The 23,064-nt window shown below is 54.3% G+C and carries 26 protein-coding genes; 10 read left to right on the forward strand and 16 right to left on the reverse strand.

All coding sequences use genetic code 11. The features are described 5' to 3' along the window. The first annotated feature begins 23 nt into the window (after positions 1–23). Together L2W58_RS07850 and L2W58_RS07855 are read left to right on the forward strand one after the other, a co-directional pair. On the forward strand, positions 24–1,238 hold the full coding sequence (locus L2W58_RS07850) for an HD domain-containing protein (RefSeq protein ID WP_236102797.1): 1,215 nt from the start codon (positions 24–26) through the stop codon (positions 1,236–1,238). A 21-nt stretch (positions 1,239–1,259) separates the two neighbouring features. Next, complete coding sequence (locus L2W58_RS07855) at positions 1,260–1,871, forward strand: DUF502 domain-containing protein (RefSeq protein WP_236102798.1); 612 nt, start codon at positions 1,260–1,262, stop codon at positions 1,869–1,871. Here the strand turns inward: L2W58_RS07855 and cysK are convergent. The 11 genes from cysK to L2W58_RS07910 all read right to left on the reverse strand — a co-directional run bounded on the left by cysK (position 1,868) and on the right by L2W58_RS07910 (position 12,553). Further along, a complete protein-coding gene (cysK, locus tag L2W58_RS07860) occupies positions 1,868–2,791 on the reverse strand; it encodes a cysteine synthase A (RefSeq protein ID WP_236102799.1) in 924 nt (307 codons plus the stop codon). The two genes, L2W58_RS07855 and cysK, sit on opposite strands and share 4 nt — an antisense overlap. After that, positions 2,791–3,429: a serine O-acetyltransferase gene (cysE, locus tag L2W58_RS07865; protein ID WP_236102800.1), complete on the reverse strand. Its 639-nt coding sequence runs from the start codon at positions 3,427–3,429 to the stop codon at positions 2,791–2,793. Before cysE ends, cysK begins: the two co-directional genes overlap by 1 nt. Positions 3,430–3,735: 306 nt before the next feature. Continuing rightward, the gene (locus L2W58_RS07870) at positions 3,736–4,497 is read right to left on the reverse strand and encodes a hypothetical protein (protein ID WP_236102801.1); all 762 of its coding nucleotides are present in this window, start codon (positions 4,495–4,497) and stop codon (positions 3,736–3,738) included. A 35-nt stretch (positions 4,498–4,532) separates the two neighbouring features. Continuing rightward, entirely contained in the window at positions 4,533–5,153 is a 621-nt protein-coding gene (locus tag L2W58_RS07875; protein WP_236102802.1) for a hypothetical protein, read from the reverse strand. Between the two features lie 18 nt (positions 5,154–5,171). Next, positions 5,172–5,921, reverse strand: coding sequence for a hypothetical protein (locus L2W58_RS07880; protein ID WP_236102803.1), 750 nt, complete (start codon positions 5,919–5,921; stop codon positions 5,172–5,174). 24 nt (positions 5,922–5,945) lie between these two features. Continuing rightward, positions 5,946–6,179, reverse strand: a complete 234-nt coding sequence (locus tag L2W58_RS07885) for a hypothetical protein (protein WP_236102804.1) — start codon at positions 6,177–6,179, stop codon at positions 5,946–5,948. Between the two features lie 226 nt (positions 6,180–6,405). Then, positions 6,406–6,882 carry a DUF1036 domain-containing protein gene (locus L2W58_RS07890; protein ID WP_236102805.1) on the reverse strand — a complete coding sequence of 159 codons (477 nt, stop codon included), beginning with the start codon at positions 6,880–6,882 and terminating at the stop codon, positions 6,406–6,408. After that, positions 6,883–7,140, reverse strand: coding sequence for a DUF2442 domain-containing protein (locus L2W58_RS07895; RefSeq protein ID WP_236102806.1), 258 nt, complete (start codon positions 7,138–7,140; stop codon positions 6,883–6,885). A gap of 20 nt (positions 7,141–7,160) precedes the next feature. Continuing rightward, positions 7,161–8,066: an XAC2610-related protein gene (locus L2W58_RS07900; RefSeq protein WP_236102807.1), complete on the reverse strand. Its 906-nt coding sequence runs from the start codon at positions 8,064–8,066 to the stop codon at positions 7,161–7,163. Between the two features lie 117 nt (positions 8,067–8,183). Next, positions 8,184–10,682 (reverse strand): helix-turn-helix transcriptional regulator, encoded by a 2,499-nt coding sequence (locus L2W58_RS13160; RefSeq protein WP_236102808.1) that lies wholly within the window; start codon positions 10,680–10,682, stop codon positions 8,184–8,186. A gap of 260 nt (positions 10,683–10,942) precedes the next feature. Next, on the reverse strand, positions 10,943–12,553 hold the full coding sequence (locus tag L2W58_RS07910; RefSeq protein ID WP_420827989.1) for a dipeptidase: 1,611 nt from the start codon (positions 12,551–12,553) through the stop codon (positions 10,943–10,945). Positions 12,554–12,788: 235 nt separating this feature from the next. Here L2W58_RS07910 and L2W58_RS07915 point away from each other — a divergent pair, with 235 nt between their 5' ends. After that, a complete protein-coding gene (locus tag L2W58_RS07915; RefSeq protein ID WP_236102809.1) occupies positions 12,789–13,493 on the forward strand; it encodes a DUF554 domain-containing protein in 705 nt (234 codons plus the stop codon). Between the two features lie 49 nt (positions 13,494–13,542). Here the strand turns inward: L2W58_RS07915 and L2W58_RS07920 are convergent, their stop codons facing one another. Next, positions 13,543–14,433, reverse strand: a complete 891-nt coding sequence (locus L2W58_RS07920; RefSeq protein WP_236102810.1) for a YitT family protein — start codon at positions 14,431–14,433, stop codon at positions 13,543–13,545. 134 nt (positions 14,434–14,567) lie between these two features. On the opposite strand from L2W58_RS07920, the gene L2W58_RS07925 reads away from it, so the two are divergent. The 7 genes from L2W58_RS07925 to L2W58_RS07955 all read left to right on the forward strand — a co-directional run bounded on the left by L2W58_RS07925 (position 14,568) and on the right by L2W58_RS07955 (position 19,366). Next, positions 14,568–14,726, forward strand: coding sequence for a hypothetical protein (locus L2W58_RS07925; protein WP_236102811.1), 159 nt, complete (start codon positions 14,568–14,570; stop codon positions 14,724–14,726). 15 nt (positions 14,727–14,741) lie between these two features. Beyond that, positions 14,742–14,975 carry a thioredoxin family protein gene (locus L2W58_RS07930; protein ID WP_236102812.1) on the forward strand — a complete coding sequence of 78 codons (234 nt, stop codon included), beginning with the start codon at positions 14,742–14,744 and terminating at the stop codon, positions 14,973–14,975. Between the two features lie 15 nt (positions 14,976–14,990). Beyond that, entirely contained in the window at positions 14,991–15,689 is a 699-nt protein-coding gene (locus L2W58_RS07935) for a cytochrome c biogenesis CcdA family protein (RefSeq protein WP_236102813.1), read from the forward strand. A gap of 163 nt (positions 15,690–15,852) precedes the next feature. Then, positions 15,853–16,860, forward strand: a complete 1,008-nt coding sequence (locus tag L2W58_RS07940; protein ID WP_236102814.1) for a TRAP transporter substrate-binding protein — start codon at positions 15,853–15,855, stop codon at positions 16,858–16,860. Positions 16,861–16,864: 4 nt separating this feature from the next. Beyond that, the gene (locus tag L2W58_RS07945; RefSeq protein WP_236102815.1) at positions 16,865–17,368 is read left to right on the forward strand and encodes a TRAP transporter small permease; all 504 of its coding nucleotides are present in this window, start codon (positions 16,865–16,867) and stop codon (positions 17,366–17,368) included. Then, entirely contained in the window at positions 17,365–18,657 is a 1,293-nt protein-coding gene (locus tag L2W58_RS07950) for a TRAP transporter large permease (protein WP_236102816.1), read from the forward strand. The genes L2W58_RS07945 and L2W58_RS07950 overlap by 4 nt, the downstream gene beginning before the upstream one ends. 16 nt (positions 18,658–18,673) lie before the next feature. Beyond that, positions 18,674–19,366 (forward strand): M15 family metallopeptidase, encoded by a 693-nt coding sequence (locus tag L2W58_RS07955; RefSeq protein WP_236102817.1) that lies wholly within the window; start codon positions 18,674–18,676, stop codon positions 19,364–19,366. Positions 19,367–19,447: 81 nt separating this feature from the next. Here the strand turns inward: L2W58_RS07955 and L2W58_RS07960 are convergent, their stop codons facing one another. The 4 genes from L2W58_RS07960 to L2W58_RS07980 form a co-directional block, all read right to left on the reverse strand. After that, the gene (locus tag L2W58_RS07960) at positions 19,448–19,927 is read right to left on the reverse strand and encodes a methylated-DNA--[protein]-cysteine S-methyltransferase (RefSeq protein WP_255700457.1); all 480 of its coding nucleotides are present in this window, start codon (positions 19,925–19,927) and stop codon (positions 19,448–19,450) included. Position 19,928: 1 nt separating this feature from the next. Next, positions 19,929–20,405, reverse strand: a complete 477-nt coding sequence (locus L2W58_RS07970; RefSeq protein WP_236102818.1) for a hypothetical protein — start codon at positions 20,403–20,405, stop codon at positions 19,929–19,931. Between the two features lie 3 nt (positions 20,406–20,408). After that, positions 20,409–21,473 carry a DUF362 domain-containing protein gene (locus tag L2W58_RS07975; protein ID WP_236102819.1) on the reverse strand — a complete coding sequence of 355 codons (1,065 nt, stop codon included), beginning with the start codon at positions 21,471–21,473 and terminating at the stop codon, positions 20,409–20,411. Positions 21,474–21,580: 107 nt separating this feature from the next. After that, on the reverse strand, positions 21,581–22,951 hold the full coding sequence (locus L2W58_RS07980) for an MATE family efflux transporter (protein WP_236102820.1): 1,371 nt from the start codon (positions 22,949–22,951) through the stop codon (positions 21,581–21,583). Positions 22,952–23,064: the final 113 nt, after the last annotated feature.

A 23,064-nucleotide genomic window follows, 5' to 3' on the forward strand; every position in this document is an offset into this window, starting at 1 on the left:
AATCGAGAAAAAGGAGGTTTACCATGATAACCCGTTCCCTTATAGAGCTGATATTCTCAGCGGCCAGTATAGAGAGGTGGAACGACCATCCCAGGCCGGTTCAGTTCACAGAGATGGCGAAACAGGCCCATAAGTTCGTCATAGCCTACGTCATAGGCCGCTACGAAGAGGACAGAGGCGCGGAGGTCGACTGGAACGCGATCATAGAGGGAGGAGTGTTCGAATATCTTCACAGGGTCGTGGTCACAGACATAAAACCTCCGGTATTCCATCGATTGATGGCGAACGAGACCCAGAGAAAAGACCTCAACCGATGGGTAATGGACAGGCTTTATCCTCTTCTGTCACCTCTTCCGGGCGGAGTCGCAGACAGGTGTCGTACCTATTTCGACGAGGACGACCACAGAGTAGAGAAAAGATACCTCCAGGCCGCCCACTATCTGGCGACGAAATGGGAGTTTGAGTTCATATACGGCTGGAGCCGTCCCATATTTCACATCGAGAGGACCAAAGAGGAGATAGAAAGACAGGTAAAAGAACATATGGACATAGAGGGGGTCAGGCAGCTTATAATGAGCGATAGCCTCCCGGAGAGCGACAGGGGTTTGGCCGGATTCATCTCCCTGGTCGGTCAGCTCAGGTTCCAGAAAAGATGGGCTCAGACTCCCAGGATCCCTCAGACCTCGGTGCTGGGGCACCTTCTGTTCGTGGCCGTCCTGTCATGGCTGGTAGTGCTGGAGACGGGGGGATGTTTCAGAAGAAGGTACAACGCCTTCTACGGAGGGCTATTCCACGATCTTCCCGAGGTTCTGACCAGGGACATAATATCCCCGGTGAAGCGATCCGTTGAGGGGCTGGATCAGCTGATAAAGGAGCTCGAGATGGAGGCCATAGCCACCGACGTGCTCCCTCTGCTTCCCGAATCGTGGCATCCCGAGATGCTGGCCTTCGTGAAGGACGAGTTCGAGAACCGTATATGGCCGAAAGGTCAGACGACCCCGACTATATTGGACCGAGATATAGGGGAGGATCAGGACAGAGACGAGCTGAACCCCATAGACGGCAGGATAATCGAATCCTGCGACAAGCTGGCGGCCTTCATAGAGGCATCCGAATCCGTAAGGCTAGGCATAAAATCCAACGAACTTTTCGAGGGCAAGAGAAGCATATATATGCGATACGCCCATAAATGCGTCAACGGCTACCCGGTAGGGGTACTGTTCGATTACTTCCGATAGAAAAAGAAGGTGCGACCGCAGATGACGGAAACGGAAAGACCGATACAGGAAGAGGAAGAGAAAAAACCGTCCCTCCTGAAGAGATTCGGGAGAAACTTCGTCACAGGACTCCTGGTGTTTCTCCCTCTGGCGATACTTATATTCATAGTAAGGCTCCTGGTGCAGACCTTGACCGCCGTAGCCAAGATACTCTTCGGTTTCACCGAATCGGTGGAGATGACCATGATCATGTTCGTGTCCATCGTATTCGTGATAACCTACGCCGGAAGCAAGTTCGCACGCAGAGAACGATGGACCCTGAATTCGCTGGAGAGGGCCATAGTGGCCATTCCTTTGGTCGGGTCCTGGTACGAGACCATAAAGGACCTGGTCGGATCCTTCACCGGAACCGGGAAGACAGACGCATACCTGGGGGTGGTGCGGATACCCATGGGACCGGGGCACCTTCTGGGATTCGTCACCAGAAGGGACGTGGAGCCGGACGGCAGAGTTATGCTCAGCATATTCATGCCCACGTCCCCCAACCCTACATCCGGGATAGTCATGTTCTTCTACGAGGACGATATATCCTACGTGAACGTATCTCCGGAACACGCCTTCAAGATCATCATCTCGCTGGGGCTGAAGCGCTAGGAGAAAAGCCCCGTGCTGAGGTACTTCTCCCCTCTGTCGGGCAACACCGTCACGACCAACCCCTCGGGGCCGATCTCTCTGGCCTTCACCACGGCGGCATGGAGATTGGCCCCGGAGGATATTCCGCAGAGGAGACCCCATCGAGAGACCAGCAGCCTGGCTCCCTCCCTCGCCTCTTCGTCGTCCACCGCGAAGATCTCGTCGATCAAACCGACGTCCAGGACCTTGGGAACGAAGCCGGCACCGATGCCCTGGATGTCGTGAGATCCGGAACGCCCTCCGGACAGTACGGAACTTTTCTTAGGCTCCACAGCGACCACCGAGACCGAACGTCCTGCCCCTCTGAGGGCTTCGGCGATTCCGGTCAAGGTACCGCCGGTACCGACCCCAGCCACGAAGGCGTCTATTCTCCTTCCCCAGAGATCTCGGAGTATCTCCTGACCGGTGGTCACCCTATGGGCCCAGGGGTTCCCGGGATTGGAAAACTGGTCCATCGTCAAGGCTCCTGGGATCTCCGCCACCAGCTCCTCCGCCCTTCGAACGGCCCCCGTCATTCCCTCTCCTGCGGGAGTAAGGACGACCTCGGCTCCGTAAGCCTTCAGCAGAGACCTCCGCTCGATCGACATGGACTCGGGCATGGTCAGCATTACCTTGAGCCCCAGACCTCGACCCAACATGGCCAGTGCTATTCCGGTATTGCCCGAGGTGGGCTCCACCACGACGGTCCCGTCGCAGAGCTCCCCTCTTTCCTCCGCCCGGCGGAGCATCCCCCAGGCGGCCCTGTCCTTTATGGAACCTCCTACGCCGTTCCCCTCTATCTTCAGGGCTATCTCCGCACCGTCCTCGAAGGGACGCACCACGACCATAGGCGTCTTACCGATAACCCTTGCGTTCATCAATTCGTCCACTCTGTAGCTCATCATGCGACCTCCTGCCCAGTAGATGACCCTAAAAGGAGCGCCATCTCCTCAATACGACGTTCCAACTCCTCTATCCTCCTGAGAAGAGGCCCCGAGCCATCCCTCACCCTGGCCTGCTCTCCCGTCACGGTGGATCCAGGAGCCACGTCCTCCAACACGACGCTTCCGGCCCCGACCTTGGCCCCTTTCCCTAGAGTTATAGGGCCAAGTACCTGGGTTCCCGCACCTACGATCACGTTATCCTCCAGAGTAGGGTGACGCTTTCCGACCTCACCGCCTCTTCCTCCAAGGGTAACCCCGTGGAACAGAGACACGTTGTCGCCTATCTCAGCGGTCTCCCCTATGACCACTCCCATACCGTGATCTATGAAGAGGCCTCTCCCTATCTTCGCACCGGGATGGATCTCTATTCCGGTCAGCCAACGGCCAAGGTGGCTTATGAACCTCGGCACAACCGGAATCTTACTGACGTGAAGGCCATTTGCCAGCCTGTAAAGCCAAAGAGCGTGGACTCCGGGATAGCACAGGACGAACTCCCACCTTCCTCTCCATCCAGCTGGCAACGCCGGATCGTTTCTCCTGACCGCCTTCCAGTCCTCCACCATAGCGTCTACGAACCCCATACCCTTGCCTATCATTCATCGAACCTCCTTAGAAAAAACTCCGGCGGTCGAAGACGAAAAAAACGGAACCGCCTAGGGCGATCCCGTTTTAAGCCTGATAGATCAGGTGCATATTCGTCGAGAGATGACGTTCCGTCTCCGGACCGCAACGGGCCATATGCCCCGCAGTCCAAGACTGCGGTGGATTAGTCGAGCATCCACCGACAACAACAACTAACGTCTATGAAACGAGTATGCATCGTTCAATCTCTCCCTCTACATCTGTTTCATCGAAGGTTACCACAGTTCGATCGAAAAGGTCAAGGGTTTTGTAGGATGTCCCTAACCCAAAGAACGACGTCGGGAAGAGGAGAAGATCTCCTCGTACATTGCCCCATCCACGTTGAGGACCAAGCAGGCTGTGTGCCATAGGCTGAGATCCTTCCTCCAGTCGTAGAAATTGTTGATGCTCTGAGCGAAGGAGTTAGGGGTCCAAGAGAAGACGTCGTAGCCCAGGGCCTCGAACAGTCCCAGCATGTATCCAGCCACGTTTATCCGTTGGTCGTCGGTGGTGTCGCCGTACCACTGGTTTTCCCCAGCCTCTATGAGCTCGGAAAAAACCTCGCTATTTTCCTCTATAATGGCGGCGATTTCGTCCCTGTCCATAATCTCTCCCCTGGCGAACTCCGTCGAATCGGACTTGACCGAGGCCTGCCACCTTCCCACAAGCTCCTGGTCCTCTATCCTGAAAACCGTCAGAGACGATGCCTGATCGATCCATCTCTCACCAAAAGAGGGCATATCGACGTCGATGACAAGGGAATCACCGGCAAGCTCGGCATGCTCGAAAATGGTCACCTTGTATCCAGGCCGGACCCTGATCGAGGCGATGGTATCGTTGGGGAGGTCGAAAATCATCCTGGGATTTTCCGCCTCTTTGTCGATCTTCCACCAAAGGTCGTACTCCCCTGTCACGTAGATCTCCCAGGACGTACCCTGAAAATCCGCCTCGGTGTAGATTATGGCGATACAGTTATCTCTATTGGAGCAGGAACCAACCGAGACGAGGCAAAAAATAACTAAAGAGGACATAATAAGCGACAAGAAAAATTTTTTCTTGCTCAACATGATTACTCCCCTTAATTGGACGGACTGTATTCGAAGGTCATGGATACCATCACATAGGTGCGTTTTTTGCCCCACATGGCCTCTTTTATCGTGGCGCTAAAGGTACCGTAGATATCCTCTGGGTCGTCGGCGTTGTATATCTCGCCCTGTAAATACCAGAATCTCTTCTGAGGGCTGGATGCCGTTTTGACTCTTGCGTACCAGGGGGCCTCTCCATCGGAACCGAAAAAACTGAAATAGCCGCCCTTGAAAAAATAGGGGGGATCGGACTGATCTACCGATCTGTCCGCCTTTATCTTTATCCCGAAGTACTTCTGCACCGATTCCTCGACGTAGGCCGCCTTGATCCGCAATTCCCCCTTATCTCCAGGGTTGTCCTTATTCTGCTGAACACGGCTTTTGAAGTTGTTGATGTAATTGTGCTGGATCCCGAAACGCACTAGGTCTGGATAGCTATCGGGATGGGACATCTCCTCCACATCAATCTCCATAAAGCCAAGCTCCGTGAAGTTGCTCAGGAACAAGCTCATATCCTTAAGCTCCTTCTGGGTTGGAGCGCCCAGTGCGGACCCAACGCAGATCAGAAGGGCCAAGCAGGTAAACAGAATCCCGTATTTCATGGAAAATCTCATTCTCATCGTCCTCTTTTCCTAGCCAGCTACGGGGATCGGGACCGACAAAGGGGCATCCTCAATCATATATTCATCTCCCCAGTCGTTCACTTCCTTAACCGAACGCCTTAGAACCTCTATTTCCTCCCTTTCGAAATTCACCCCTACAAGCATGTAATCCTCGGTCTCGGTGGCATCCATGACACTAAAGAGCTCCTCCATCATGGCGTCGTACATCATCACCGAAAGCCAGCCCTCCTGCTGATCCATGGCATCTCCCCTGGCCCCCTTACCAACATCGTCCAGGGTAAAGACGAACCGACAGGGATCTAACCAGCAGATATCTCCGATAACCAGGAAGCTCTTTTTTTTCTCAAGACCATCCATGGTGTAGAGAATAAGGTCATGGGACACGCTCGTGCCGAAGATAATGGCTATCATCTCACCGTCGGGGCTGAGAGATACGTTACAGTAGGCCGCCCCTTCGAAGGGCAGAAAACCGAGGGGCTCCTCGAACTCGTTGAAAAAGTATATTCCGCTTTTTGATCCCTTCATCACATCGGAAAGCTCGGGATCCACGATTATCCAGGAATACATGCCGCTGTCGGTAAGACAGTATTCAGGCTGATCCTCCTCCAGTTCGATCTCTTTGCCATCGGCGTTGACCCTAAAGGCAGACCCCTCTTTGAGAACGTAGCTTTCCTGTGCTGCCAGAGATGGGAGAGACAGCAGAACGAGCATGATCGATGTCGATAAAAACACACGAAGATATCTTCTATTTGCGTTCACGATTAAATCACTCCTATTCATCTTTCAGGACCAAGGGATATCGGCATCTCCATTCGTGAAACGTAACTTTTCCCTTACTCCGTTTCGAAGTAGGGTCAGATCTATTCCCTTACCGTCGATCCGTATAGATTCGACTACCCTGGAGAGGTCCCCCGAGATGGGCAGAAATCCCGAATAGTCGCCGTCGTCGTCAAAAAAGCATATCCCCGTAGGCTCCTTATCCAGGGCGTTGGAAGGGGTTATAGCTACCCACGCCACAAACCTAGGGAATCCCCCCTCCACGAAATTAAGCCTTTCGGTTTCCACATAGGACGACCTAAAGACCCCCTGAACCCGGCAAATCCTATTACAATCTCTGATCTCGTAGAAAAAACCCGATTTCGGTATAGGTGGACTCAACCCATACAGGAGGAAAGCACCAAAAAAAAAAGCCACGGCGACAATTTTTATGTTTTTTTTAATTTTCATCGCTTTAGGTATGGGTCTAAGGCCTTAAAACTATCCTGCCAACAGCGCGGGCTCCACCGTCGGTAAAATTGATATCAAACCAACGAAAATTGACCTTCTGCCCTCCAGGTATGGCTTGATCTGGATTCTCGGTCTTGAAAGATTTCTTGGGATGTATCCATCCAGATCCATGTAGCTCACTAGAGTCGCCACTCCAAACAAGTCCCTTGCCCTTAGCGTAAAAGCCCATGTAACCAACTTGGACAGCCGCACCATCTATGCCATTCCAGACGATAGTTCTTGATTTTCCTGGCTTCACTCCGAACCACCCCTTGGTGCCCCCTCTACTAACAGAGCCATCTGCCCACCACTGCAGGGCAACCGAGACCTTAACAGAGGTCTTGTTGACCACGGTGACCTTGGCAGCAGACGCCTCATGAGCAAAACAGAGAAAGAGGACTAACGCGACAAGGCAAAGACTTCCCTTTTTGATAATTTCGTTAATTCCAAACATTTATAAATCCTCCTTTTTATCCACGAAGACGACGTCCATAAGCTCTCGGGCCGTCAGCCGCACTCGGCCGCCTCCCCACAAGACGATATCGCCATCGGTGGAGACCGATCGAAAGAACTCAAAATCCCTTAGGTCACCAAATCTTGCGGTATCAAGTTTATGGGAAAGATCGACAACCATCAGGCTCCCCGTCTCCATCTCCACAAATAGACGCCAGTCGTTGAGAGGCATCACCGATTTGATAAAATCCACATTCATCGCCCCTTTCTCGTAGTGTCTCAGAAGACCCTTTCTCCCATGGTTAGCTTATCGTCTGACTCGACCCTGAAAGTACCGTTCTCGTATCCCATATTGATGAACAGACCAGACCGGTCGTCGGGGACCTCGAAGCAGACCAGATCTCCGTTCTCGAGGTTGAAGACCCATGCAGCCACCTGCAATCCGTCGGTGATGCCCGTTCCGTTAAGCTCTCCCTCGCCAGAGATATCCGAGCTCAACAACTCCCTTGAGGCTTTCGAGATAAATGAGATCGTCTCCTCGTCCAAACAGGGCTCTCCGTCGGTGTACCGACTGATCTGAACCTCGTCGAAAGAGCGTTCATATACGGTTTCCATCGATCCTCTGTCGTTAAGGATCTCTTCTGTCACGACGAAAAGTGCACGGTCTTCATCGTAACGCTGGGACTTGCGCCATATCAGAGTCAGCTCTCCATCGATCCAGCGAAATTCCTCCTTCTGATTGTCCGTAACACTTTGATGGGTAAAGGCGGAGATTCTCCCAGCCTCTTTATCGAAAACCGGGTTGGAAACATCCCCTAGGGGGCCGTTTTCCTCGAATTTCCTCGTCTCGGGATCCCAGAGATAGCACGAGTAGTACAGATTAGGGACCCCTGGCTCTCTTGCGACCCTAAAGTCGGTAAATCCGTCGAAATTCATATCCAAGGCAGCTAAGACCTCGATAGATCGTTCCTCGCCCTCCTCCAAGGCATCTCCCCTCCGGGGGAACTCCTGCACCGTCCTGTCTCCGTTCAAGACTATTACCGCCTTATCTTTTACTGTCACAGAGAGGGAGGGGCCATCGTCACTGACCTTGAAGATCAGCGGAGCCATGTCCATGGAGACCCCAGGCGTGGCCAGGATAATCATCACCAGACATGTAAAAACGGATCTCGCCAGCAGCTTCATATAAAATCAACTCCCTTTCATGTCTCCTCAAAATTGAAAAAGGATGTCCCTTATCCTTATATAGGATATGAGACATCCTTAGTTTTCGGTACACTCTTTTCGGGTGGTCTTTGCAGCTTAGCGAAACGAGAGGATCTTTTTTATATCTCTACGAGATTTGATTCTCAGCTTCTGGAAGATGGACTTCAGATAGAACTTTACCGTGTTCTCGGATAGAAAGAGCCTGTCCGCTATTTCCCGGTTGCTCAACCCCTCGCTTACCAGAAGGGCTACGTCGTTTTCCCTGAAGGTCAGTCCCTTCGCTGCCTCTCTACCGGAGAGGCCCTGTAGTACCCTCTCCTTTCCCACGGAATAACGCTTTACTAAAGAGGAGAACATCTGCCTCTCGGAGCTCCAGCACTCCTCCACTACCGCATCGAGAGAGCGCCCTAGGACATCGGCGTTTTCGGCAAAAGGCAGTATAAGCCCATCCGGCATGGCCATGTCAAGAGCTCTGCCAAGGGCCTCGGCTCCGTCGGAATCCCTGCCAAGACGATAATAGGCCACCGAAAGATAGATACCCATGTAGATCTCCACAAGTAGGTTTCGATACCTTCGCGCCGGAAACAGCAGCTCCTCGGATCTCAGGATTAGATCCCTCTCCCTTACGGTCAGAAGAGCTAGACGACCGTACACTATGCAGGAAAAGGGAACCGCAGGGGATGCCCCTTTAAGAAAGCCATCGGAACATACCCTGGCGGGGACTCCGTCCGGATCACCTAGAAGGCAGGAGATAAAGCCCGTCGCCACCTCGGTTATACGGTTTGACAGAGCGTAGGATGACATACGAGCACAACGATCTCTCATCGCACGACTATCCGTGAAGACCGGTCCGTCTCCCCTCAGCAGGGCCATCCTCTGCAACAAAAAGGCCGCGCAGAGGTAGAGACTATCTTGGTTCAATCGTTTGGTGATCTCCAGCGCCCGAAGGACCAATGGCTCCGCCTCGTCGTCCTGGCCTTTATGAAGCAGGGCCTCTGCCCTGAATATCAACTCCGCCCCACTGCCGTTCCCGGAGGTCAGGGAATTGTACTGGGGAAGCCACCGATCCATGTCGGACAGCTCCCTGTCCAGTTCGCCAACCCCGCTGTGAAACATGCCCAGAACCGACGGCCACCCGAAGGTCCAAGGGGTGTCGGGCTTGAAGAGCTTACTGTTGGGACCCAGAAGCTCGTAGGCACGGCTATGGTCTTTCCCCATCGCCTCTATATCGTTGTAAAAACCGAACGACCTCGCAAGGTAAAGCTCGCCCCTCAGGGACCTACGGCTTTCCTCGTCTATATCACTGCCATCCAGGACAGCCTCCATCTCTCTACAGAGACCGACGTAGAGCTCGACGTCCCCCAGTTTAAAGGCCTCAAAAGCCATGGATATAAAATTGAACGCGTAGTCGCATCGCATCTCGACGGTGGAGTTACCTACCGTATCCCGAAGAAATTTCAGCATATATTCCCGCCCCGCGTCCAAGGTGACCCTGGTCATGTCGTAACAATGGAGATCCAGCGAGAGAATCCCTCGGTAATCACGTATGCGATAGAGAAAAAGCAACGCCTGGGTCTTGTCTCCCTGAGAGGCACACCATCCCCCGGCGGCAGCCAGGATCCCTCTTTGAAAGGCTTCCGGCTCATCTCGGATGGCGGAACGAACGAAGTCCAGGAGTATGGCATGTAGAAAATACCGACGACTTTCGATATCGTAGCGGACAAAGATCCACCCTTCCAATCTCTCGAGTAAATCATCAGGAACCCGGTCAAGACCGAGAAGGAAGGACAGCTGTGGAACGGTAAAGTTGTCGAAAGGAGACAAACGGAACAGGACCTGACGATCCTCTAGGGAAAGTCCTTTCCAAAACAACTCGTTTACAAGCTCATGAATACTTGATCTGCCCTCAAGAGAACCGGTTCGGGCATAGCCCACCAGCTGGAGATACAGCGCGGCGATCCACCCCTCCGAATAGAGGTAAAGACGACGTCTCTGATCCAAGTCCAGGTCAACCCCAGCCAGACCGTAGTAGCCTCCGATCTCTTCCTCCGTGAGACACAGATCCTCGTTCTCAACCCTAAGGACGTTGGCGTTGCCCAAAATCGCCAGCCCTCTGGAGGAGAGCTGCTGGGTGATGATGACCACCCTAAGACCATATCCACCATGATCGACTAGAGCCCTCCAGACCGACAGAGGAAGGCTTTTGTGGATAAACTGAAAATTATCGCATACAAGGTAGGTTTCATCGTCACATACCAGATCGACGAGAGCCTGGGCGATCTCTCCCTGATTGTCCTCGACGGGAAAACCAAGATGCAAAAGTCGGGATCCTGCGTAGGGGTCTATCTCCCCCAGGACATGGCAAAACCTGGTCCAGCCCGACGTGCCAGGCTCCTCACTGGCTACGAACCAACGAATCGAAGGGGAATTCATATCCGGACAATTGAAAAAATCTCGTATGGCCGTAGTCTTGCCTGCACCGGAGGGAGCCTCGATAAACGTCGTTCTAAAATCACGGATCTTCCTCAGTTTGTCCTTTAACCTGTTGGAATAATAGTGGACCTGAGGACGGTAATTTTCCTGGACGTTTTTCACAATACAGCCCCTCCCTGAAATGAAAGTCGGGTAATACTCTATATTAGACCTTAGAGTGAACCGCACACCGCAAGCGTAACATCATCTGCGTAACAGTACAAACTAGATGACTACAACCGACTCCCAAACAGCTTGGATAAGCAGAAAAAAACAAAAACGGCATAGACAAAAGGGCACCTCTAAAAACATACCTCCCAGAAATATAGCACGGCCCGCGCTCCTGAAAAGCGAGGGCCGTGGGAGGTCTAACGGAACTTGTCCTAGTGAAACTTGTTGTTGTTATACTTGGTTATGAGGTTCCAGTTAAGTCCCCACCAGGTTCTCTCCACCTGGTCCATGCACTCTAAGGTGAAATCGGTGAGGTATTTTCTGGCCTTCTCGGGGCTCTCTTTGTACAGCTTGACGGCCTCGGCGTCCACCTCGGCTATTCGGTCGAAGAACCCTTTCTCCATGGGATCCCTCACAGCTCTGAGATCGGCCATGGCATCACCGTAACGGTGGTTAACCAGCTCGTCGGAGAGGATGAAACCCCACTGGACCGACTCGAGGCTGAACTGTTCGCGATCGAAGGTCCTCCAGCTCTCCTTTGTGTCGGTCACACCGTTGTATATGGGCACGTAGCAACTGGTATGGGGGTTATCGTAGCCGAACCAGAGAATGGTCCTCATGACATCCGGAACGTCACGCCTGGCCTGAGAGACGAAGCTGTAGGCACAGTCCCATTTGGAGACGGGGCGGTTGTAATCGATTCCCAGAAGGCGACGAACGTCCCTGTTGGGGAACGGAGTGGCCAGAGGGCTCTTGACGCACTTCTCTCCGTCCCTGACGTACCAGGCCCCGTCCTCGTACATATCGAAGGGAGTTCCGGTCATGTGGCTTCTGAGCATCTCCATCACGTCAGCCACGGATATCTTCTTCTCCGGCTTGACGGCGAAGGGATAGGACATGGTCTCGGCATTGGGATCCCACTCCTGCGAGGGAGCCAGGATCTTGTGGATCGTGTGAAGCCTGTTGCGAACCCACATGGACGAAAGGGCCCAGTCGTCGTTTCCGGTGAGGGGAGAATAGGCCCTCTGCCAGATGAAGGGCTCGTTCCCTTCGGGGTCGTACCATCCCATGTCTATGGCAAACTGCCTGTAACCCTCGGCGACCATGAAATTATCCTTGTCGTCTGGGTCTATCTCCTGAATACGGCTCATGTTCGGCACCACGACGACCATATCGTCCGGAACCCTCTGGGCGACCCATATGGCTCCGGGCTTGCCGCTCTCGGGAGTCCACATCATGCCGGTGCTGCGAAGCTCGAATATCCAGGCCTCCTCCGAGTCGGTCACGGAGAGGCACTCCCCCTCGCTGCCGCAGGAGGGAAGGAAGCCGTACTTCTCGGCCAGGTCTCCCATAACCTTTATGGCCTCCCTGGCCGTCTTGCCCCTCTGAAGGCCAAAGACCTCCAGCTGCTCCACAGTCATGATGGCCCTGGCGTCGGGTCGGAAGGTCTTGAGCTCTTCCTTCTGACCGATGGTGGTCTCTCCTATGGCCACTCCGTGCTCGTTCATGAAGGGATACCCCACATGGAAGTAGGAATAGGTCTTCTCCACTTGGGGGATCTCGCCTATCTTGACCGCCGGGCCGTATTCCTCGTTGGTGATGTTCCAGAACACCGAAGCGGTCTCGCCCTTCTCGTGGGTCCTTCCTGGTATAACCCTGACCCTGGCGTCGTAGAAAGCACCGTCGGCGGTATGGGACGTTATCACCGATCCGTCCACGGTGGCGTCCTTACCCGCCACGATGTCGGTACAGCAGAGGGACGGACCGACCATAAATACTGATATAACCAGAGCGCCTACGAAGCGTATCGCGGATTTTCTCACAGATATCTCTCCTTTCGTTCCAAGCAACTCGTGTCGTCGAAACCACGCCAACCCCTTAAAAAAACATCCATCGTCTTTAATCTATCTATTTGGGACTTAGAAATCAACTTTATGTTCTATTCTTTTCCCTTTTGTTCGTTTTTTTACGCGATCCTCTCTACATGGAGGCATGGGAAGGTTTTGTGTGCTATCATCTCTTTCTATATTCGAGATTCGAGCTTAAGGGGGCAACTACATGTGGCTGCGACATATAGCCGAACACATACCGCTCTTCGGATCGATAGCCAACGCCATCGCTATCGTCATAGGGACCCTGTTCGGCCTGACTTTCCGATCTACTCTGCCGTCCTCGGTCACCACGGCGGCCTTCCACTCTATCGGCCTCGTGACCCTGTGGCTAGGGATATCCATGACTGGATCCACCGATAACGTTCTGATACTGGTGTTCAGCGTCGTCGCAGGCACCATCGCGGGAGAGTTTTTCGACCTGGACGGAAGGCTGCGGAGAGGGGCGGAGTCCCTACAGAAGAGGATCGGGGCGTCGGGAAACGCAACGGAGGGATTCATGACCGCCTCGTTGGTGTTCTGCATGGGATCCATGGCGATACTGGGGGCCATAGAGGAAGGGGTCGGGGACTGGCCGAGACTCCTCCTTACGAAGTCGCTGATGGACGGCATTGGGTCGGTGGCCTTTGCCGTATCGTTGGGAATCGGAGTGGGCCTGTCCGCCCTCTCGGTCTTACTGTATCAGGGATCCATAACCCTTGCCGCCAGCGCCCTTCAACCCTACATGACCCAGACCATGATAGACGAGATCTCGGCGGTCGGAGGGATAATGCTCATAGGCATAGGCCTGGGGATACTGGAGATAAAGAGGATAAAGGTGATGAACATGCTGCCGGCACTCCTCGTAGCGGCGATTATATCGGCTTTCATGTAGCCGAACGGAAAAGAGGAGGGACTCCCCTCCTCTTTTCCGTTCTCTATCGTCAGATGTGTTTCCAGTGCTTGAAGCCCTCGCCTACGACCTCGGCGACGTCGGACAAAACTATGAAGGCCCTGGGATCTACCGACACGACAAATCGCTTGAGCTCCATGGCCTGTCTTCTGTTGACGACCACTATAAACATCATCCTTTCGTCGCCGGTATAGGCTCCCTCAGCCTTGACCATCGTGGCGCTCTTGCCAAGGATCTCAAGGATAAAACGCCGGACCTCGTCGTCTCTGGAAGTTATTACGGTGATCTGCTTTCGTCTGTCGAATGACTTGAGAACGCTGTCTATGACCAGACTTTCCACGTACAGGGCAACCCCTCCGAGCAATAGTTTCTCCAGGTCTACGACGAACCAAGATCCGAGAAGTATGGCTATATTTATGTAGAAAGAGTACATACCGACGTCGACTCCCCACCTCTTTCTGGCGGCCATCACTATGACGTCGGTCCCCCCTGTGGAGGCCCCCACACGAAACACCAATCCTATACCCACCCCGCCGAATACACCGGCCAGTATGGCCGCCAGAAACTCGTCCTGTAGCATCGGATAGGAGAACAACTCGAAGAACGCCACGGCCCCGGAGGTCAGCATGGAGACGTAAAGAGTCCAGAGGACAAAGCGAGGGGACAGGACCCTCCACCCCCAGCCCAGCAGAAAGACGTTTCCGAAAGCTATGGCCCACGCCGGAGAGATATTCCAGACGTATTTGGTCAAAATGGCTATTCCGGCCAAACCGGCACCGGCGAAACGGTAAGGAACGGTCAGAGCAACTATGGCGAAGCTCATCAGTACAGTCCCTACGGTAGCTAGCCAAAAGGTGTTCCATTCCCTACGGACCAATTCCGCAAAACGCCCCACAAGGCGCCTAGGCGACATAAACTCCATTTTATACCTCCCACTAAAAATTCCGAGACATAAAGAAAACCCCGAAACACCATGATAGGTATTTTTACCTATCTAAATCGACGGGGATACCTTATAATAAGCGTAGGACATTCCACCGGAAGGAGGCGGAGCCGATGAACATGAGAAAGATAGTAACCCTGGTGATCGTCTTTCTGATCATAGGGGGAACATTGCACTTCAAGGGTTTGAAAGGCACGGAAACGCCTGCTGTGGCGGAGAATAAAGCGTCGAAGAGCTATCCGATCCTCCTTGATCTCAGCGCACCGGGCTGACCTGCCTGCGTCGAGATGGCGCGAATCCTGGAAGGGTTCGAGAAACTGTACGACGGCGTGACGGTCAGAAAGATAAACCTCATGGACAACATGGACTACGCGAAAAAATACGGAGTAAGGGTGGTCCCCACCTTGATATTCCTGTCCCCCGAAGAAGAGCTGCTGCTGAAACACGAGGGGATAATGAACTCCGAACAGCTCAAGGACAGCTGGAAGGAGCTCGGATACGAACTGGAGGACTTGAAATGACCGGGAGAGATCGCCTTGGGTAACCTGCTGGCCGCGGTTCAGTCCGCCCTGTCAGGCACAGGGTCGGCGGCCTTCGTGGCGGCCTTCATATGGGGCATCTTCAGCGTCCTCCTGAGCCCTTGCAGCCTGGTGAGCATACCACTTGTAGTCGGTTATATCCAGGGGCAGGAGGAAAAGGGAGCCAAGAACGCTCTCCTCGTATCGGGGGCCTTCTCCCTGGGGATACTGGTCAACATAGCCCTGGTAGGGATGGTAATCGCCTCCGCAGGAGCTCTCATGCAGGGACTGAGCTCCATAATGAACTACATAGTATCAGCGGTGCTCTTCCTCTTCGGCCTTCATCTTCTGGACGTGATAACGATCCCCTGGTTCGTATCGGGGAACGTTAAGGCCGGGAACAAAAAAGGTTTGCTGGGAGCCCTGATTCTTGGAACGGTGTCCGGCATGGCGCTGGGTCCCTGCACCTTCGCCTATATGGCTCCTATGCTGGTCATAGCCATGAAGGCATCGACGGACAGCCTCGCCAGGGGGATGTCGATCGTAGCCCTCTACGGCCTGGGCTACGCTTTGGTCATTCTCCTGGCCGGAACCTTCGCCAACGGTCTGGATCGATACATGAACTGGACCGACAACAGCAAAGGGCCTTTCGTGATCTCCCAGATATGCGGATGGCTCGTGGTAACGGCGGGAGCCTACTTCCTCTACGTTGCCTAGGAAAGGACATAAAGGGAGCGTGCCTGAACGGCACGCTCCCTCTTTTGTTGCAAAAACACCCCCGACTATTTAGAATTGACGATACAGGGCTTCGCTCTGACATATCATCGAAGGGAAGTGTTTTATCGTGAAAGTCTTCAGGCGTACATCGACGATACTGCTTATGTCCTTGATTTTGATGGGACTCACCGCGGCAGCCTCCACGGCGGTGACGGTCAAGATGTCCTACAACGGACCGCCGAAAGCGGAGGACAACGCAGTCCACGCCTTCGCGGAAAACTTCAAGAAGCTGGTCGAGGAGGGAACCGAGGGACGGGTTGCCTTCGAGCTCTTCCCCGATAGCCAGCTGGGAACGGAGGAGGAGCGAATGGAGCTCCTGATGAAGACCGGTCTTAACCAGCCGATGGCCAATATAGCCTCCTTCGCCGGAGTGGCTCCGGTTTTCCCCGAGATATACGCCTCGTCCATACCCTTCATGTTCAACTCCTACGAGGCGGCCCACATATTCTTCGATAAAAGCCAGTACTGGAAGAAAGCCCAGGAGGAATTCCGCAACAGGACCGGAGCGGTGCTGCTGGAGGCGGTAGAGGAAGGCGGATTCCTGGCCTTCACAAACTCGGAGAGAGCCATACACGGCCCGGACGACTTCAAGGGACTCAAGTTCAGGGGCATGGACGAGGGACAGCTGGCCATATACCAGGCATTCGGAGCCAGCGGAACCCCCATACCATGGACGGAACTGTACATGGCCCTCAAGACCGGGGTCGTGGACGGTCAGATGAACCCGGCAATGTACATAATCATAGGAAGCCTATACGAGGTACAGAAATACATGACCCTGGCCAACATACAGTACTCCGATCAGTTCCTGGTCATGAACGGCGACCTGTTCGACTCCCTCTCCGAGGAGGATCGCAAGGTCGTCGTCGAGGCGGCCAAGGAGGCCAACCGCATTAGCCGCATGGAGGTGGAGGCGGCGGACTCCAAACAGGTGGAGTATCTGAAGGAAAAGGGGATGGATGTATACTCCCCCAACGGAAACGAGATGGATCAGTTCAGGGAAAAGGGACAGCCCGAATACGTGAAGTGGCTCAAGACCAAGGTGAGTCAGGAATGGCTTGACCTGGCGGTACAGTGCGCCACCAGGGCGAACGAGGCGGCGAAGGAATAGCGCTATGGACGGCTCGAGCGACCTCGGAAAAGTCCAGAGGATGGCCGTCGCCATGGAGCGACTAAGCGCCGTGGTGGCCGGTTTTCTCCTGCTGGTCAACGTGGGAGATATAGTGCTAGGCATCTTCTTCCGTTACGTCATGAAAAGCTCGATCATATGGACCGAGGAGGTAGCTCGATATTCCCTGGTTTGGCTGGTGATGCTGGGGGCGGCGGGAGCCCAGGCGAAGGGGGACCATATGTCGATAGACTTTCTGGCACCGCGTTTCCCAAGATGGCTGAAAAAGGTCTCCTACGTAGCCAGGATGGGGATACAGGCGGTGGTACTGATCCTCCTGATATGGCTCGGCGGCAAGAACGTCGCTGGAACCTGGACCATGAAGACCATGGCTCTGGGCATCCCCAAGGCCATTCCTCTCATGGCCGTTCCGATCGGCATGTCCATGTTGTTGATGCAGCTCCTGCTCCAGGAGCTGCATCGCCCCTCCGACGGAGGTGACCGGTCATGACGGGACTCATGCTACTGGGAGGGTTCTTCCTCCAGATGGCTCTTGGAGTCCCCCTCTACGCCTCCTTGCTGTTCACGGGATTTCTCGGCATATTGGGCACCGGAAACCTGACGCTCCTCAGGGCCATTCCGCAGCAGTTCTTCGGAGGAATGGACGTTTTCTCGCTGATGGCCATTCCCTTCTTCATACTGGCCGGAAGCCTGATGAACCGTTCTGGACTGACAGACCGACTGATCGACTTCAGCCGCCTGCTCGTGGGATCGGTCCGGGGGGGGCTGGGATACGTAAACGTGGTGGGAGGCATCATACTAGCCGGGGTCAACGGCTCCGCCGCGGCGGACGCCTCGGCCCTGGGATCCATTCTTATACCGGCAATGGAGAAAGAGGGATTTCCCAAAGCATACGCAGCAGGGCTCACAGCCGGAAGCTCGCTGATAGGACCTATAATACCGCCCAGCATATTCATGATAATCTACGCCGCCATGACCAACACCTCCATAGGGGGGCTGTTTGCCGCCGGAGTGGTCCCGGGGTTCGTCCTTGGGCTGGCCTTCATGGCCATGAACTGGTTCTTCTCCAGAAGGTACAAAGTTCCCATGACCGACACCGCCGCGGTAAGGGCCAGGGCCAAGACCATACTCAGGAGGTCGATTGCGGCACTGGTGGCACCGCTGATAATAGTCGGCGGCATCGTGACCGGAGTGGTGACCCCGACCGAGTCCGGCGCTTTGGCGGTGGTCTACTGTTTGCTGGCGGGGATAGCCGTCACAAGGCAGCTGACATGGTCCGGCCTCTGGGATTCGATCTACGAGACGGTCCGACTCACCAGCGCAATCTTCCTGATAATGGGAGCTGCCACGGTGGTAGGATGGTTCCTGAAGTGGGAGAGGGTCACACAAAAATTCGCCTCTGTAATAGTGGGTATGGGACTGTTGGAACATCCCTGGCTGCTGATGATAGTGCTCAGCTCCATAATCTTCGTCATAGGGATGTTCATGGAGGAGGTGGCTGTGCTCACCTTGCTGACACCTATCTTCGCCCCTCTGGCGGTGAAGGCCGGTATAGACCCGTTCCACTTCGGCATAGTGATGACGTTGAACGTGACGATAGCATTGATAACCCCTCCCGTCGGGGCCTGCAACTATATCGTGGCAGCGGTGGGCAAGGTTCCTCTGGGAGACCTGTTCAGGGAGATATGGCCCTTCATCGCGGTTGCCATGACCGTGTTGATAGCCATAATATCCTTCCCGGCGATAACGGTCACGTTGCCCCGAATCTTAGGTCTCTAGTGACGGAGGTGAGAATATGACGAAGAAAACGCCTCTTCTGATCGAAAGCGGAGAGCCTCTCGTATCGGCCAGCCTATACCCCGAGAGAATACTGTCCAGGCCCCAGTATTTCATACAGGGTCTTAAGGGAAGCGTCGCCGAGTCCTTTCTCCGAGTAGGGGTCTACGAAAGGCTGGTAAGGGCGGCGAATAGCCTTCCGAAGGGATGGAAGTTCGTCCTTCTGGACTGCTGGAGAGCTCCCGAGCTACAGAGGGAGTTGTTCGACACCATAAAATGCGAGATATCCAGAGACCATCCGGAGCTGCCGCCGGACGAGGTGGACCGAAGAGCCAGGATATTCGTCGCCTACCCCTCGGTCGAGCCTGATCTCGTATCGGGACACTGTACGGGAGGATCGGTGGACCTAACCCTAGCGGACGAAAAAGGACGGACCGTTCCCATGGGATCGGGGTTCGACGAGACCTCCGAAAAATCCTACACCGACCATTACGACAGGATCCTTGAGACTAAAGGTACCCTGTCCCAGGAGGAAGAGGAGATACTGAACAACAGAAGGTTACTGCTGAACCTCATGGAGAGAGAGGGATTCTCCAATTATCCCAAGGAATGGTGGCACTTCGACTACGGCAACAGGAACTGGGCAATCAGAACAGGTCAGGAAAACTGCATATACGGTTTCGTCCGTCCGGAGATGAGATGGCGAAACTAATGGAACAAACGATCGCCCCGCCCGAGGCTAAGTAGAGCCCGGGCGGGGCGATCTCATGGAGAGACACTCGGTCGTGTATTTTCAGTCGAAATGAACTCCCTCTATGGCCAGCAGTCTCCTCTTGATCCCCAGTCCTCCGGAATATCCACCGAGAGAACCGTTAGCCCCTATCACCCTGTGACAGGGAATCACCACCGGCACGGGGTTTCTGCCGTTGGCACCACCTACCGCCCTGCAGGCCTTCGGCTTGTCGATCGATGCGGCCAGCTGGAGATAGGACACCGTGGTGCCGTAGGGGATGGCCTTCAAGGCGTTCCATACCTTCATCTGAAAATCGGTACCGTTCAGAGAAAGAGGCAGGTCGAATTCCCTAAGCTCGCCGGCAAAGTAGGCCCTAAGCTGTCCCACAGCCTCTCTGAGATCCGAGGGAGACCGTCGCCAACGGTCGAATAGAGGCATAGGGGCACCCCTGCCTTCGTACAGACTGATCCTGCTGATCCCGACCTCGTCCATGACCACCAGGGCACCGCCCCATTCGGTCTCGACGTTGTCGTAGAGCATCTTACCTCAAGCCCCCCATTATGTTTACCATCCAACCGTAGAGGACCGGTATGTGCTGAGGCTTGAAGGCAAAGGTCGCAAAGGCCCCCATGGCGACCACGCTGTGTAGGATCGACAGGAACCCCTCGTATTTCTCCCTCAAGGCGATATAGCCCAAGGTCCACATACATATAGCCATACCTATGACGTAGAAGATCACCGGACTGCCCGCGTCGGGCAGATGGGTCATTATCCTTATCTTGAGGACCGCGTAGGCGGACCATCCCATCAGGAAATAGGCCTGAGCGATAAAGAACACCAGGTCCAGAGCCACCCTCAACAGCTTGCTCTGAAGATCGTCGCCAGTGGTACCGCCGAATTCCCCGGAGGCTATGGAACGTCTGGTTCCGGACACGAAAGGGGTCACGTACCGAGCGTACAGCACCGCTATGATGTATCCCCACAGTATCAACGACAGGGTGAAAGAAAAGGCTTTCATGCTCTACATCTCCCTCAGAACGTAATCCAGATGGCCCAATCCGACGGCCTCTCCGTGACGAAGCTGCTCCATCGAATCGATCTTATCGTACAGATCCTTGAAGGGATCGGTTCCGGCCCTGGAGATCACCATATCGAGACAGGCCTTGTCCAAAGCTACGGGATCGGTCGAGGCGGCAAGCCCTATGTCGGACACCACAGGGGCGTCGCTCCAGGGAACGCAATCGCACTGAGGCGTCACGTCCATTATGAAATTCAAAAAAACAGTCTTTGTCTCCTTGTCCGCCACGGCTCCCAGGGCGTACTCGGCCATCCTCCGGTGAAACTGGACTACGTCTGTCCTCCAGTCCAGGGAGATCGCCGAGGCGGGACAGACAGTGAGACATTCGCCGCAGCCGATACAGACGTCCTTATCTATAACGGCCTTTCCTCCCGTCATGGAGATGGCCTTGACCGGGCAGTTTCTGAAACAACGGCCGCATCCCACGCATTTTTCGTCGTCTACCGACATCCTGGCCGAATGCTGCTCCTTCTTACCCTCGGCGGGAGCGCACCCCATGGCCAGATTCTTCACCGCACCTCCGAAACCCGCCATGACGTGCCCCTTGAAATGGGACAGCACTATCATCGAGTCGGAGGAACGGATGTCCGAGGCTATCTTGACAGAGGAGAACATCTCTCCCCTCACGGGGATCTCCTGAAAGTTCCCGCTCCTGAGACCGTCGGCTATTACCAGAGGAGCCCCCGTTACCTCGTAACCGAAGCCGTGCTCTATGGCGGTCAGAAGATGGTCCACCGAGTTCTTCCTGCTGCCGGTGTAGAGAGTGTTCGTGTCTGTAAGAAAGGGCTTAGCTCCCTTTTCCTTGGCCCAGTCTACCGCTTTTCTCACGAAGATAGGGCGTATGAAACCGTCGCATCCCCTCTCGCCGAAATGGAGCTTTACCGCCGTAAGGTCCCCTTTTCGCAGAGTCCTTCCTCCGGCTGCTTCCAGAAGACGACGTATCTTGTTGCCCTTGTTGTCCTCCGGCGTCTTGCTCCTCATATCGCTGAAATAAACGGTCGAAGTCATCGGCTCCCCCCTATAAAAACTGATCTGCTATTCCACAAGACTTAAAAAATCCCGTCCTCTATAATAGCAACTTTAGGGGACAAAAGCACGAAATGCCGGGACAGGATCTAAACCTTGACGACCATATCCGGAGGATTCACCCAACGGCGCATCTCCGCCCTGACCATGTACCAACCCAGAATACCGCCGCCCACGTCGACGATCGGGAAGGAAAGCCATACTCCGTCCACTCCCATCAGAGGGGGGAGTATAAACAACGGAGGCAGCAGAAAGATCACCTGGCGGCATATATTGAGAATGAGGCTCTGTTTCGCCTTGCCCAGGGCCTGAAATACGAACCCCGATATTATGGCGACTCCCGCCAGGGGGGCCCCTATATAGCCTATCCGGATGGCCCTCACAGCCAGATCCAGCAGAGGTTCGCTCTCCTTGTTGAACAGCATGGCCATCTGCCTCGGGAAGAGCTCGGCCACGATAAGAGAACAGAGAAAGAAGATCACCGCGGCCGCCATAGCCATGCCGACGGTCTTTCTAACCCTATCGAAATTCCCCGCCCCGTAGTTGTAGCCTATTATGGGCTGGGAGGCCTCTCCTATACCGACCGCCGGCATGAACAGCAGGCTGTCGAGACTGAAGAAGATACCCATGGCGGAGACCGCCAGCTCCCCTCCCAGACGGCTCAGGGTACGGTTGAATATGACCATTACGAAGACGAAGAACATCTCCATCATGAAGGGAGAAAAACCTACCGCTATCATCTCCGCCATTATCCTCTTCCTGGGGCGAAAGCTCTCCCGGATGAAACGAAGTTCGCCCATCCCCTTGAGGTAGAACAGCAACACCCAGCAGGCGGCTCCCAATTGAGCCAGCACCGTCCCAAGAGCCGCTCCCTTAACTCCCATGCCCATCTTCACTATAAAAACCCAGTCCAGAAAGACGTTGGCACAGGCCCCGAGGATAAGGGTCCACATGGCATATCTCGGATGCCCCTCGGCCCTTATGAAGTAATTGCAGCAAAAGCTTATCAGCTGGAAGGGGACGCCCCAAAGTATGACCGACATATAGGATCGAGTGAGAGGCATCAGGGTCTCGCTGGCACCGCAGAGATACATAAGCTCTTCCATAAAGAAAAAGGCCAGCACCATGAGAACCACCGAGGAGATCAAGACGGCCAGGAAGCCGTTTCCCATGGCAAGCTGAGCCCTGTCCTGCTCGTTTTCCCCGAGTCTTCTGGATATCTGAGACGAGGTTCCCACGCCTATAAGGATACCGGTGGATATGACCAGAAGGAAAAACGGGAAAGCCACGGTTATAGCGGCTATCCCGTTAGGACCGACGGCGTGACCTATGAACATCCGATCCACTATGTTATAAAGGGCACTGGCGACCATTCCGACTATGGCCGGAAGGGAAAACTGAAAAAGCAACCGCCAGATCGGGTCACTACCCATACGCTCCGAACGTTCTTTAGATGTCATCTTTGCTACCTCCATATTTCATACGACTCACAGGTCGGTCAACCCATTCTACGACAAGATAGGAAAAAATGGCGATTTTTATATCGGGAATCTAAAAACATAGATATAAAACC

Origin of the sequence: Dethiosulfovibrio faecalis (assembly GCF_021568795.1) — a bacterium.
Lineage (GTDB): Bacteria > Synergistota > Synergistia > Synergistales > Dethiosulfovibrionaceae > Dethiosulfovibrio > Dethiosulfovibrio faecalis.

Coding starts and splice junctions, on each gene's coding strand:
- L2W58_RS07920 (WP_236102810.1), bottom strand. CDS start 14,433: ATGGAGTTTATGTCGCCTAGGCGCCTTGTGGGGCGTTTTGCGGAATTG.
- L2W58_RS07960 (WP_255700457.1), bottom strand. CDS start 19,927: ATGCTCTACGACAACGTCGAGACCGAATGGGGCGGTGCCCTGGTGGTC.
- L2W58_RS07895 (WP_236102806.1), bottom strand. CDS start 7,140: ATGAATGTGGATTTTATCAAATCGGTGATGCCTCTCAACGACTGGCGT.
- L2W58_RS07915 (WP_236102809.1), top strand. CDS start 12,789: ATGTGGCTGCGACATATAGCCGAACACATACCGCTCTTCGGATCGATA.
- cysK (WP_236102799.1), bottom strand. CDS start 2,791: ATGAGCTACAGAGTGGACGAATTGATGAACGCAAGGGTTATCGGTAAG.
- L2W58_RS07855 (WP_236102798.1), top strand. CDS start 1,260: ATGACGGAAACGGAAAGACCGATACAGGAAGAGGAAGAGAAAAAACCG.
- L2W58_RS07950 (WP_236102816.1), top strand. CDS start 17,365: ATGACGGGACTCATGCTACTGGGAGGGTTCTTCCTCCAGATGGCTCTT.
- L2W58_RS07875 (WP_236102802.1), bottom strand. CDS start 5,153: ATGAGATTTTCCATGAAATACGGGATTCTGTTTACCTGCTTGGCCCTT.
- cysE (WP_236102800.1), bottom strand. CDS start 3,429: ATGATAGGCAAGGGTATGGGGTTCGTAGACGCTATGGTGGAGGACTGG.
- L2W58_RS07940 (WP_236102814.1), top strand. CDS start 15,853: ATGTCCTTGATTTTGATGGGACTCACCGCGGCAGCCTCCACGGCGGTG.
- L2W58_RS07890 (WP_236102805.1), bottom strand. CDS start 6,882: ATGTTTGGAATTAACGAAATTATCAAAAAGGGAAGTCTTTGCCTTGTC.
- L2W58_RS07970 (WP_236102818.1), bottom strand. CDS start 20,405: ATGAAAGCCTTTTCTTTCACCCTGTCGTTGATACTGTGGGGATACATC.
- L2W58_RS07925 (WP_236102811.1), top strand. CDS start 14,568: ATGAACATGAGAAAGATAGTAACCCTGGTGATCGTCTTTCTGATCATA.
- L2W58_RS07930 (WP_236102812.1), top strand. CDS start 14,742: ATGGCGCGAATCCTGGAAGGGTTCGAGAAACTGTACGACGGCGTGACG.
- L2W58_RS07955 (WP_236102817.1), top strand. CDS start 18,674: ATGACGAAGAAAACGCCTCTTCTGATCGAAAGCGGAGAGCCTCTCGTA.
- L2W58_RS07900 (WP_236102807.1), bottom strand. CDS start 8,066: ATGAAGCTGCTGGCGAGATCCGTTTTTACATGTCTGGTGATGATTATC.
- L2W58_RS07980 (WP_236102820.1), bottom strand. CDS start 22,951: ATGACATCTAAAGAACGTTCGGAGCGTATGGGTAGTGACCCGATCTGG.
- L2W58_RS07850 (WP_236102797.1), top strand. CDS start 24: ATGATAACCCGTTCCCTTATAGAGCTGATATTCTCAGCGGCCAGTATA.
- L2W58_RS07975 (WP_236102819.1), bottom strand. CDS start 21,473: ATGACTTCGACCGTTTATTTCAGCGATATGAGGAGCAAGACGCCGGAG.
- L2W58_RS07945 (WP_236102815.1), top strand. CDS start 16,865: ATGGACGGCTCGAGCGACCTCGGAAAAGTCCAGAGGATGGCCGTCGCC.